Origin of the sequence: Kitasatospora sp. NPDC058478 (assembly GCF_042720345.1) — a bacterium.
Taxonomy (GTDB): Bacteria; Actinomycetota; Actinomycetes; order Streptomycetales; family Streptomycetaceae; genus Kitasatospora.
Window position 1 is genome coordinate 83,239 of the sequence record NZ_JBHXML010000033.1, and the last position, 10,067, is coordinate 93,305.

Below are 10,067 nucleotides of genomic sequence, written 5' to 3' on the forward strand. Positions count from 1 at the left end.
GCGGGCCGGGGACGGACGGGTAGCCGGGGCGAGGCGGTCGGAGTGCGGAAGGGCCGGCCGGCCCGGATACGGACAGCCGACCGCCTCGTCCCTACGACTGGTGCTTTCGGGGATCAACCTAGTCCACGCCGGTGCCCCGAGTCGTCCCCACTCCTGCTCCGGACGCCTCAGCGGTCCTCGACGCGCAGCACGATCGGGTTGGTGAGGGCCGCCATCGGGCCCCAGGGGAGGTCCGGGCCCATCGCGTTGCCCTTGCCGGGCGACCCGTCCGGCTTCGGGTGGCGGACCTCGGCCCGGACGTAGGCGGCGAGCGAGGCGGTGGTGCGCCAGACCACCGTGCCGGAGCCGTCGGCGGGCAGTGACTCCTGGTGCAGCTGGCCCTCGTCGGTGAGGAGGCGGACCGTCCCGCCGGGGACGCCGGAGACGGTGAGCCGGACGTCCAGCGGGGCGTCCGCCGGGACGGCCAGCTCCTCGCCGATGCCGGCCCGGCGGCCGTGCCCGGTGACGGTGAACTCCAGCTGGACGGCCGCGGATTCGGCGAGCCAGCTGCGCCCGTCGCGCAGCCCGTCGAGGATCGCGTCCCGGGTGAGGTCCTCGGCCAGGACGACGTTGTGCGGGGAGCCGATGACCTGCGGGGCGCTGTGCGCGTCGCTGTTGCCCAGGGCGGGCAGCCAGGAACGGCCCTCGCGCAGGGCGACGGCGAGCCGGCCGTCCCAGGTGTCGACCGCGGACTCGTCGTCGTACGTCCAGGGCCCGTTCCACACCTCGACGCCGTCGGCCTGCTCGTAGCCGAACTTCCACTGGCAGGCGACGTACGGGCAGTACGGGTGCGCGGGCACCACCAGGCCGCCGGAGCGGTGGACCTGACGGACGAAGCGCGGGTACTCCTCGTCGCGGGAGCGGTAGCGCCAGTCGACGAACTGGCCCGCTTCGAGGCCGAGGGCCAGCCAGTGGCCGTTGCGGGTGGTGATCTCCTCGCCCGGGATGATCAGCAGGCCGGGGCCGGCCAGCGGGCCCCAGACCGCGTGCGAGGAGCTGGTGTTGTGGTCGGTGGAGACGATGAAGTCCAGGCCGGCCGCGCGGGCGCCGGCGGCCACCTCCTCCGGGAGGCGCCGGCCGTCGGAGTGCACGGTGTGCAGGTGGCAGTCGCCCCGGTACCAGGCGCGGCCGCGGCCGCGGGCCCGCTCGGACGGGTAGTGCGGGGCGAAGGCCGGCCCGGGGGCGCCGAACCGGAGGGTGACCTGCACGTGGTAGTCCAGCCCCTGCGGCGCGATCTGGTAGGGGCCGAGGGCGAGGTGCCAGGTGCCGGGGTTGATCGGGCCGGGGAGGTAGCCGGGGGTCGCGGCGTCGCGGGCGAGGCTGAACTCGGTGCGGAAACCGCCGGACCAGCCGCGGAAGCCGGGGCCGCCGAGGTCGGTGCCGCGTTCGTCGAAGATGCCGATGTCGCAGGAGTTGCCGGGGGTGCCGGCCGGAACGGGGGGCTTGTCGTAGCCGTAGCTGACGGCGATCTCGCGGACGCCGGCGGGGACTTCGACGGAGAGGTAGACGAAGTCGGCGGCGCCGGTGGGGAGGTGGCCGGTGAGGGTGAGGGTCCGTTCGGTGCCGGGGGCGCCGGGGGTGCCCGGGGTGGCGGGGGCGCCGGGTGCGGAGGCGGCGGCGGGGGTGGTCGCGGCGAGGCCGAGGGCGGCGGCGGCTCCTGTGGTGAGGCCGGTGCGGAGGAGGTCGCGGCGGGCGGGGCGTGGGGTGTCGTGGTCGGCGGGCATCGGGTCCTCCGGGTCGGGGCGGGCGGGTCCGTTCGGCTCCTTACCCGTGGCGGTGAATCAGGGGTGAGCCGGGGCCCACGGGCGGGGGGCGGGTCGGTGAAGGGGGTCGACGTCGGCCGGGTCGGCGAGTTGCGGGCGATGACGATTAGTCCGTTCATATTCATAACGAGCGGATCGGGTCATCGCGGAGGAGACGGGTGTGGCACTGAGTCGGCGGGCGCTGCTGGCGGCGGTGGCCGGGAGCACGCTGGCGGGGTGCGGGCCCTCGGGGGGCGGCGGGGCGGCGGCCCCGGAAGCCTCGGAGGCGTCCGCTTCGGCCTCAGAGGCCTCCGGGGCCTCGGCGATATCGGCGGCGACGCCGTCGGAGCCCCCGACGCCCGCCCCGACCGCGCGCCGGGAGCCGACCCGGGCCGAGCTGGTCGCCCGGTACGGCGGCACCGCGCCGAAGGAGTGGGGGATGGAGGTCGCCGGGGTGGTCACCAAGCTGCCCGCCGGCGAGAGCGCGACGGCGCTCACCTTCGACGCCTGTGGCGGCCCCGGCGGGAACGGGTACGACGCCGACCTGATCGACTTCCTGCGGAAACGTTCCGTCCCCGCCACGCTCTTCCTGAACGCCCGCTGGATCGACGCCAACCCGGACGTGTTCGAGAAACTCGCCGCCGATCCGCTCTTCGAGATCGGCAACCACGGCACCGTCCACCGCCCGCTCTCGGTCACCGGCCGCTCCGCCTACGGCATCGCCGGCACCGGTGGCGTCGGCGAGGTGTACGACGAGGTCGCGGGCAACGCGCACAAGCTCGCCGGGCTGCTCGGCCACCCGGTGCGGTTCTTCCGCTCCGGCACCGCGCACTACGACGACGTCGCCGCCCGGGTGGTCGCCGACCTGGGGGAACGCGCCGCGGGCTTCACCGTGAACGGCGACGGCGGGGCGACGCTCAGCGCCGCCGAGGTGCGGCAGGAGATCGCGGCGGCCCCGCCCGGGGCGATCGTGATCTGCCACATGAACCACCCGGGCGGCGGCACCGCCCCCGGGGTGGTGGCGGCGGTGCCGGGGCTGCTGGCGGCGGGGCGGCGCTTCGTCCGGCTGTCGGACGTGCTGCGGTGAGGTGCGGGGGAGCCGCGCTGCGGCGTTAGGCCAGCCGGAGGCCTCCCGGGTGCTCCTCCTCGATGATCCGGACCAGCCAGTCGAACACCGTCGGCCCCTTGCCGGCCTGGGCGGCGGCGAGGTCGGCGCGGACGTGCTCGCGGTTGGCGGGGTGGCAGTGGGCCAGCCGCAGTTCCAGCTGGCGGACCGTCTCCGGGTAGCCGAGGTTGCGCCGGGAGACCGCGTGGTCGCGCCACTCGATCAGGTAGTCGCCGTCCTCGGGGGTGCCGTAGCCGCCGCGCAGGCAGTCGGCGAAGGCGTCGAGGTTCCGGCCGAAGTAGCCGTCGCTGCCGATGGTCTCACCGACCACGTCCCAGAAGTCGTCCAGCGTGTGGATCCGGGTGCCAGCTATCACATAGGTCACGGTCACGGGGTCGAGGATATGCCGAGTGCGGTCGTCGGTGCGCCGGACTACCGGGCGACCGCGATGGCGGTGGCGAGCAGCCCGTCACCGACGGCCCAGCGGCCCTCGAAGCCCTCGATGCGGCGGCCGTTGACGTTCGGGCCGGGGACCAGCAGGCGGGCGGTGAAGGAGCCGTCGGGGGAGAGGACCAGGTCGGCCTCGCTGAAGTCCAGGAACTGCTCGGTGAGCGGGAACCACGCCTTGTACACGGATTCCTTGGCGCTGAACAGGATGCGGTCCCACGGGGTGCCGGGGTGCTCGGCGAGCAGTTCGACGATCCGCTTCCCCTCCGCGGGCAGCGCGATGACGTCCAGGACGTCGTCCGGGAGCGGCAGGGCGGGCTCGGCGTCGATGCCGACCGAGGCGAGGTCGCCGGAGCGGGCGACGGCCGCCGCTCGGAAGCCCTCGCAGTGGGTGAGGCTGCCGACGACGCCGTCGGGCCAGCTCGGGGCGCCGCGCAGGCCGGGGACCAGCGGGCGGTAGGGGATGCCGAGGCGGGTGAGGGCGGTGCGGGCGCAGTGGCGGACGGTGGTGAACTCCCGGCGGCGCTTGGCCACCGCCTGGACGACGGCGGCCTCCTCGGCCGGTTCCAGCCGGGCCTCCGGCGGGTCGTCGTAGGACACCTCGGTCACGACGGCGTCCGGCAGCAGGTCCCCGATCACACGCTCCCCCTCGGTCGGTGCGCGGACGGCCGCCGCGCGGATCGAGCCTAACCCGGGTGGGGGTGGTCCCGGCGGGCCTTCCGGGGAAGATCCACCAGGGCCACCAACACGCCAGGGCCACCGGGCAGGTAGGTGACGGAGTGCAGGCCGCCGGTGCAGCGGAGGGAGCGGTGGCGCTCGTACACCGGCCAGGACACCGGGGACTTGCGGTCGACGCCGACGCCGATGCCCTGGAAGGGGGGCCGTGCCGATCAGTTGGTGGACGGATCCGCAGCCGAGCACCGCGATGCTACGGTCGTCCCCACTGGGGCGGTTCGGCAGTGCGGCCGAGGTCGCGCGGGTGGTCGGCTTCCTGGCGAGTGAGGAATCCTCGTTCATCAGTGGTGCCTGCCTCGCCGTGGACGACGGACTGACCGCGATGCTGCCCGAAGCCCTGCTGCGCTGACACCTTGTTCGAGGAGGGCCCCGCTGTGCGTGCCGAACCGGTCGCCGACACACCGTACCTGGAGCTGGGCGAGGGCCCGCTGTGGGACCAGTCCGCGCAACTGCTGCGCTGGATCGGCATCCCCGACCGGCGGGTGCTCACCCTGGACCCGGCCTCGGGCGCGATCGGCTCGGTCGAACTCGACGTCACCCCCGGCACCTTGATGCCGAACGGCGACGGCGGACTGATGCTCGCCACCGAGCGCGGCTTCGAACGGCTCGACCCGGCCACCGGCCGCACCACGCTGGTCGCCGCCGTCGAGGCCGACCGCCCGGACCGCCGGATGAACGACGGCAAGACCGACCCGTACGGCCGGCCGGTCGCCGGATCGATGGGGCGGGGGGAGCCGCGCGAGCCAGGATCGCTGTACCGGCTGGAGCGCGACGGCGGCGTCCGGGCGATCCTCGGCGGGCTCGACATCCCCAACGGTCTCGCCTGGCCGGAGCCCGACCGGCTCTGGCACATCGACACCACGACGCGCCGCATCGCCCTCTACCCCTACCCCGAGCACGGCCCCCTCGGCGAGCGGATCCGCACGCTCGACGTCTCCCACCTGCCGGGTTACCCGGACGGCATGACGCTCGACGCCGACGGCAACCTGTGGGTGGCGTTCTGGGACGGCTGGGCGGTGCGGTGCCTCTCGCCGGGGGGTGAGGTGCTGGCGTCGGTCGAGCTGCCGGTGCCGCGCGTCACCAGTTGCGCCTTCGGCGGGCCGGACGGGCGGACGCTCTACATCACGTCCGCCCGGTCCGACCAACAGCCGCTCTCCGGCGGGCTGTTCAGCGTCCGGGTGTGAGGGGGCCGGATTTGAAGGGTCCGCGTCCCTACTGCCCGAGCAGGCGGGCGAAGTCCAGCCCGAGGCTGCCGAGCACCGGCAGTGCGCCGAGGTCGGTGACGGCGCCGACGGGGATGCTGTAGCCCTGGTTCACGGCGCGGGGTACGGGCACGGGTGCGGCGTTGGCGGGTGCGGCGGCGGCCGGGATCAGGGCGGCGCCGAGGAGCAGGGCGGCGAGTGCGATGCGCATGGGGCGGGGCCTCCGGAGGTGGGCGTGGTGGCCTGTCAACACCCTGCGGCGCGGTGCGGTCACGTATCTTCGCCCCTTCGGCCGTATTGGTAAAGATTCCTGATTTGTGTTCATGTCAACATGGCGGCGGCCTGGACCGCACCGCCGTCGGGCGCATACGTTCTCTTCACTCGGACGGGCATCGGGCGGTCTCGCCGAACCCTCTTGGGGCTTCGGCGACTTCTGTCTGTCATGTCCATGGCTAACGAACCGGAGGGAACCATGCGCGCCATCAGCAAGAACCTCAGGATCCTCGCGGGCGCCCCGCTCGCGGCCGCCGCCCTCATCGCCCTCACCGCCGGCACCGCCAGCGCGGCGATACCGATCAACACGCCCATGGCCGGCAAGGCCACCTACTACAACGACGCCGGCTACGGCGCCTGCGGCACCCAGATCAACGCCTCCAACCAGATGCTCGTCGCGGTCTCCCACACCTGGTGGACCAGCGCCAACCCCAACAACGACCCCCTGTGTCAGGGCATTTCGGTCAAGGTCAGCTACCAGGGCAAGACCGTCACCGTCCCCGTCCGGGACAAGTGCCCCTCCTGCGACGCCGGCCACCTCGACCTCAGCCAGCCCGCCTTCGCCCAGCTGGCCCCGCTCGGCCAGGGCGTCATCAACGGCCTCACCTGGCAGTTCGTCAAGGCCGGCCTGAACGGCAAGACCGTCGAACTCTCCGAGCCCATCACCGGCTCCACCATCGGCTGAGACCGCGGATGAGCGACCGTGCCCGCCCCGTGACGCGGGGGCGGGCACGGTCGTCGCCCGGGGTCCGCTCTCGCGTGTGAGCGCCTGAGTGCCTGACCGCCTCAGCGGCAGAGCGCGGCGTCGACGGCGTCGGCGACGCGCTGCTTGACATCGGCGGAGGGCAGGGTGGTGACGGCGATGTCGGCGGCGCGACCGTCCTCGGTGACACCACCGCGGGTCACATAGCCCGGGAGCGTGCCGCCGTGGCCCCAGTACACGCCGCCGCAGGACAGCGGGCGGCTGGCGAGCCCCAGCCCGTACCGGCCGCCGGGGCCCATGTACTCGGCGGGGACGGTGACCTGCATCTGGGCGAGCTGGACCGGGGCCAGCAACTCGCCGCCGAGCAGGGCACGGAAGAAGCGGTTGAGGTCGCTGTTCGTGGAGACCAGGGCGCCGGCCGTCCAGGCCCAGGACATGTCCTGCTCGGTGACGTCCAGCGGCTGGTCACCGGGCTCCTCGGTGACGTAGCCGTGCGGGTGGCGCTCGTGCACCGTCATGTCGCCCTGGGCGGGGAAGTACGTGTGGCGCAGGCCGATGCGGTCGATGACCCGGCGGGTGATCTCCTCGCCGGCGGGCCGCCCGGCGACCTTCTGGATGATCAGACCGGCGATCAGGTAGCCCGTGTTGCAGTACTTCCAGCCCTTGCCGGGCTCGAAGTCGGGCTTCTGGGCGAGCGCGAGGTCGAGCAGATCGCGGGGCTCGTGGTACTGGGAGGGGCTCTGGTCGGGCAGGAAGTGGGTGTAGTCGGGCAGGCCGCTGGTGTGCTGGAGGATCTGGCGGACGATGATCTTCCGCCCGTCGATGCGGCTGCCGTCGGCGCCGGTGCCGCGGACGAGGCCCGGCAGGTAGGTGTCGAGGGAGGCCTCCAGATCGACCTTGCCCTCGGCGACGAGCTGCAGGACGACGACGGCCGTGAAGGACTTGGTGTTGCTGCCCGCCCGGACCTGCCCGTCCACGGGCACCGCCGCGCCGGTGGCCAGATCGCCCACCCCGGCCGTGTAGGTGCGGGTGTGCCCGTTCCGGTCCCGCACGGTGGCCAGCGCGCCGGGCACACCGTCCTGCCGGACCAGCGCGTCGAGCCGCTGCTGGACGACGTCGGCTCGGGGGCCCGCCGCCTGGGCTGCCGGCGCGGCGGCCACGCCGAACAGCAGGACGCCTGCGGCGACGGCCGCTGTGCTGAGCCGGAATGGTCGAATCCTGTACGGCGTGGACGGGTTCACGGAGCGTCTCCTCTCGTCGGGCCGGCGCGCCCGGGACCTCAAGGGCATCACACGGCACCGGCGGCGGTCGTCCGCGCGCAGGAGGAGCGGGGGTCGGAGCCGTGGTCCTGGCGGCCTACGACCTGCGGGGTATGAACTGCGATCCAGCCGTTGGTGTGTGACGGTGGGTCAGGGCCGCCATGGCTCCTCCCCGTCCCGCAGGTAGCGGATGCGGCCGTCGGCAAGTGCGCGGAGGGCTGCTTGGAGGCGGGTGCGTTGGCGTGCCCGCAGCCGGGCGGCCACCTCGGGCGCTGGGAGGAAGAGCGCTTCGGAGAGTTCGTCGTCATGGGGGCGGACGTTGGCGGCAAGGGCGGGGGCGAGGGTTCCGGCGTCGAAGATGAACGCGATCTGGTCGTCCCAGGGCCCGTGCGGTGCCACCCAGTCCACGACGAGAAGGGCGCCGACGGTGATGTCGAGGCCCAACTCCTCGCGCAGCTCCCGCACGGCTGCCTGGTCAGGGGGTTCGTTGGCCTCGGCCATGCCGCCCGGCAGGTCCCAGCCGTCCTTGTAGGTCGGGTTGACGGTCAGGAGACGGCCGCGCACGTCTCGCAGGATGACGTCGGCCGAGACACGCTTGCGGGCCTGCCTCGCGTTGCCCTCGGAGAGGTAGGCGCTCCAGGCTTCGGTGTCGGTGGGTGCGGGCCTCACGATGAACCTCCCCGAGGTGACGGGATGATGTCGGCGAGTAGCAGGAGCCGGATTCTGCTCGCTTCGTCGAATCGTGCCAGGTATTCACGCACCGGGCCGTAGTCCCGGTGCGTGCCCAGGAGATCGCCCAGGCCGTCCAGTTGTCGGGCGACGCGAGCTTGGCCAGGCTGCGGAGGGTGGGGGTGCGGATCGCCGAGTTCGCGACGGGGGCGTACAGCTGGACGCGGGTGCTGGAGCTGTTGGTGGTCTGACAGGGTGGCTGGCCGGGCGGGGGGATCTTGGCAGTGTGGGGGTGTTCCGGCGTGACCGGTGCGGCGTAGCGTCCGGGCAGGTCGGCGACGGGTGTGGGAGGTTCTGGTGGCGGTCAACGGCGAGGTGTCGTTCTGGTACGCGGCGAGTGGGCTGCCGGAGCCGGGGCCGGCGTTGCCCGGGAGCGCGGATGTGGACGTGTGCATCGTCGGCGGCGGGTACACCGGGCTGTGGACGGCGTACTACCTGAAGAAGGCGGAGCCGTCGCTGCGGATCGCGGTGCTGGAACGCCGGTTCTGCGGCTACGGCGCCTCGGGGCGCAACGGCGGGTGGCTGTACAACGGTTTCGCGGGCCGGGGCGCGTTCGCGAAGCGGTACGGCCCGGGTGCGGCGGCGGCGATGCAGCGGGCGATGGACGAGGCGGTCGGGGAGGTCGTGGACGTCGCCGCCGCCGAGCGGATCGACGCGCACATCGTGCGCGGCGGGGTGCTCGAAGTCGCCAGGAACAGAGCCCAGTTGGAGCGGCTCAAGGCTTTCGCCGCCGCCGAGCGGGCGTACGGCGAGGGTCGCGTCGAGCTGCTGGGCGCGAAGGAGGCCGCCGACCGGATCGCCGTCGCGGGCACCCTCGGCGGCACCTGGACGCCGTACGGTGCACGGATCCAACCAGCAGAGTTGGTACGCGGGTTGGCGAGGGTGGTGCGGGACCTCGGGGTGGCGGTGCACGAGGGGACGGCGGTGACGGCGATCCTGCCGGGCACCGCGTACGCCCGGCCGCGCGCGGTGACGCCGCAGGGCACGGTGACCGCCGAGTACGTGCTGCGCGCGACCGAGGGGTTCACGGCCGGCCTGCGCGGCGAGCGGCGGACCTGGCTGCCGATGAACTCGGCGATGATCGCCACCGAGCCGCTGCCGCCCGCCTTCTGGGCGGACGCGGGCTGGCAGGGCCGCGAGGTGCTGGGCGACTTCGCGCACGCCTACATGTACGCGCAGCGCACCGCGGACGACCGGATCGCGCTGGGCGGCCGGGGTGTGCCGTACCGGTTCGGCTCGCGGACGGACGCGGACGGCGGCACCCAGGTGGAGACCGTGCGCCAGCTCCGGCAGATCCTGAACCGCTTCTTCCCGGCGGCCGCGAGTGCCCGGATCGACCACGCCTGGGCGGGCGTGCTCGGCGTGCCCCGGGACTGGTGCGCCACGGTGGAGCTGGACCGTGCGAGTGGTCTCGGCTGGGCGGGCGGGTACGTCGGCAGCGGGGTGACCACGACGAACCTGGCGGGCCGGACGCTGCGCGACCTGGTCCTCGGGCGGGACACCGGGCTGACCGGGCTGCCCTGGGTGGGCCACACCGTGCGCCGCTGGGAGCCCGAGCCGCTGCGCTGGATCGGGGTGCACGCGATGTACGCGGCCTACCACGCGGCGGACCGCCAGGAGGCGGGCGGACGGGCCGCCACCTCGCCGATCGCCCGCGTCGCGGACGTCGTCTCCGGGAGGTAGCGGCGCGGACGGTAGCGGCGCGGGCGGTGGCGAGCGCGGTCGGACGGTGGCGAGCACGCCGGACGGTGGCGAGCGCGGTCGGACGGTGGCGAGCGCGGTCGGGCGGTGGCGAGCACGCCGGACGGTGGCGATCACGGTGGCGGATCCGCC

The 10,067-nt window shown here is 73.8% G+C and carries 12 protein-coding genes and 1 pseudogene; 6 read left to right on the plus strand and 7 right to left on the minus strand.

The annotated features are described in order from the left end of the window. Positions 1-167: 167 nt before the first annotated feature. On the minus strand, positions 168-1,763 hold the full coding sequence (locus ACFWPT_RS19935) for a CehA/McbA family metallohydrolase (protein WP_380483134.1): 1,596 nt from the start codon (positions 1,761-1,763) through the stop codon (positions 168-170). Positions 1,764-1,962: 199 nt separating this feature from the next. On the opposite strand from ACFWPT_RS19935, the gene ACFWPT_RS19940 reads away from it, so the two are divergent. Then, entirely contained in the window at positions 1,963-2,868 is a 906-nt protein-coding gene (locus ACFWPT_RS19940; RefSeq protein ID WP_380483136.1) for a polysaccharide deacetylase family protein, read from the plus strand. 25 nt (positions 2,869-2,893) lie between these two features. Here the strand turns inward: ACFWPT_RS19940 and ACFWPT_RS19945 are convergent, their stop codons facing one another. From ACFWPT_RS19945 to ACFWPT_RS19955, 3 genes and pseudogenes are all read right to left on the minus strand, one after another. Then, positions 2,894-3,277, minus strand: a complete 384-nt coding sequence (locus ACFWPT_RS19945; protein WP_380483138.1) for a barstar family protein — start codon at positions 3,275-3,277, stop codon at positions 2,894-2,896. Positions 3,278-3,318: 41 nt separating this feature from the next. Beyond that, positions 3,319-3,972: a 4'-phosphopantetheinyl transferase gene (locus tag ACFWPT_RS19950; RefSeq protein ID WP_380483140.1), complete on the minus strand. Its 654-nt coding sequence runs from the start codon at positions 3,970-3,972 to the stop codon at positions 3,319-3,321. Between the two features lie 47 nt (positions 3,973-4,019). Continuing rightward, positions 4,020-4,239, minus strand: a pseudogene (locus ACFWPT_RS19955) (hypothetical protein); the annotation flags it as partial. Between the two features lie 19 nt (positions 4,240-4,258). Here ACFWPT_RS19955 and ACFWPT_RS19960 point away from each other — a divergent pair. Continuing rightward, positions 4,259-4,417, plus strand: coding sequence for an SDR family oxidoreductase (locus ACFWPT_RS19960; protein WP_363369598.1), 159 nt, complete (start codon positions 4,259-4,261; stop codon positions 4,415-4,417). Between the two features lie 25 nt (positions 4,418-4,442). Further along, positions 4,443-5,252 carry an SMP-30/gluconolactonase/LRE family protein gene (locus ACFWPT_RS19965; RefSeq protein ID WP_380483142.1) on the plus strand — a complete coding sequence of 270 codons (810 nt, stop codon included), beginning with the start codon at positions 4,443-4,445 and terminating at the stop codon, positions 5,250-5,252. A gap of 28 nt (positions 5,253-5,280) precedes the next feature. Here ACFWPT_RS19965 and ACFWPT_RS19970 read toward each other — a convergent pair whose 3' ends face one another. After that, positions 5,281-5,481, minus strand: coding sequence for a hypothetical protein (locus tag ACFWPT_RS19970; RefSeq protein WP_380483144.1), 201 nt, complete (start codon positions 5,479-5,481; stop codon positions 5,281-5,283). A gap of 261 nt (positions 5,482-5,742) precedes the next feature. On the opposite strand from ACFWPT_RS19970, the gene ACFWPT_RS19975 reads away from it, so the two are divergent. Then, positions 5,743-6,228, plus strand: a complete 486-nt coding sequence (locus ACFWPT_RS19975) for a cysteine/serine endopeptidase inhibitor (protein WP_380380272.1) — start codon at positions 5,743-5,745, stop codon at positions 6,226-6,228. 101 nt (positions 6,229-6,329) lie between these two features. Here the strand turns inward: ACFWPT_RS19975 and ACFWPT_RS19980 are convergent, their stop codons facing one another. Further along, the gene (locus ACFWPT_RS19980) at positions 6,330-7,487 is read right to left on the minus strand and encodes a serine hydrolase domain-containing protein (protein ID WP_380483146.1); all 1,158 of its coding nucleotides are present in this window, start codon (positions 7,485-7,487) and stop codon (positions 6,330-6,332) included. A 168-nt stretch (positions 7,488-7,655) separates the two neighbouring features. Further along, positions 7,656-8,174, minus strand: a complete 519-nt coding sequence (locus tag ACFWPT_RS19985) for an NUDIX domain-containing protein (RefSeq protein WP_380483148.1) — start codon at positions 8,172-8,174, stop codon at positions 7,656-7,658. 107 nt (positions 8,175-8,281) lie between these two features. On the opposite strand from ACFWPT_RS19985, the gene ACFWPT_RS19990 reads away from it, so the two are divergent. Together ACFWPT_RS19990 and ACFWPT_RS19995 are read left to right on the plus strand one after the other, a co-directional pair. Continuing rightward, positions 8,282-8,425: a hypothetical protein gene (locus tag ACFWPT_RS19990; RefSeq protein ID WP_380483150.1), complete on the plus strand. Its 144-nt coding sequence runs from the start codon at positions 8,282-8,284 to the stop codon at positions 8,423-8,425. A gap of 103 nt (positions 8,426-8,528) precedes the next feature. Beyond that, positions 8,529-9,917 (plus strand): NAD(P)/FAD-dependent oxidoreductase, encoded by a 1,389-nt coding sequence (locus ACFWPT_RS19995; RefSeq protein WP_380483156.1) that lies wholly within the window; start codon positions 8,529-8,531, stop codon positions 9,915-9,917. The last annotated feature ends 150 nt before the right edge of the window (positions 9,918-10,067 follow it).

Bases quoted from the DNA above. Each gene is read 5' to 3' on its own strand.
- ACFWPT_RS19935 (WP_380483134.1), bottom strand. From the start codon at position 1,763: ATGCCCGCCGACCACGACACCCCACGCCCCGCCCGCCGCGACCTCCTC.
- ACFWPT_RS19970 (WP_380483144.1), bottom strand. From the start codon at position 5,481: ATGCGCATCGCACTCGCCGCCCTGCTCCTCGGCGCCGCCCTGATCCCG.
- ACFWPT_RS19960 (WP_363369598.1), top strand. From the start codon at position 4,259: ATGCTACGGTCGTCCCCACTGGGGCGGTTCGGCAGTGCGGCCGAGGTC.
- ACFWPT_RS19975 (WP_380380272.1), top strand. From the start codon at position 5,743: ATGCGCGCCATCAGCAAGAACCTCAGGATCCTCGCGGGCGCCCCGCTC.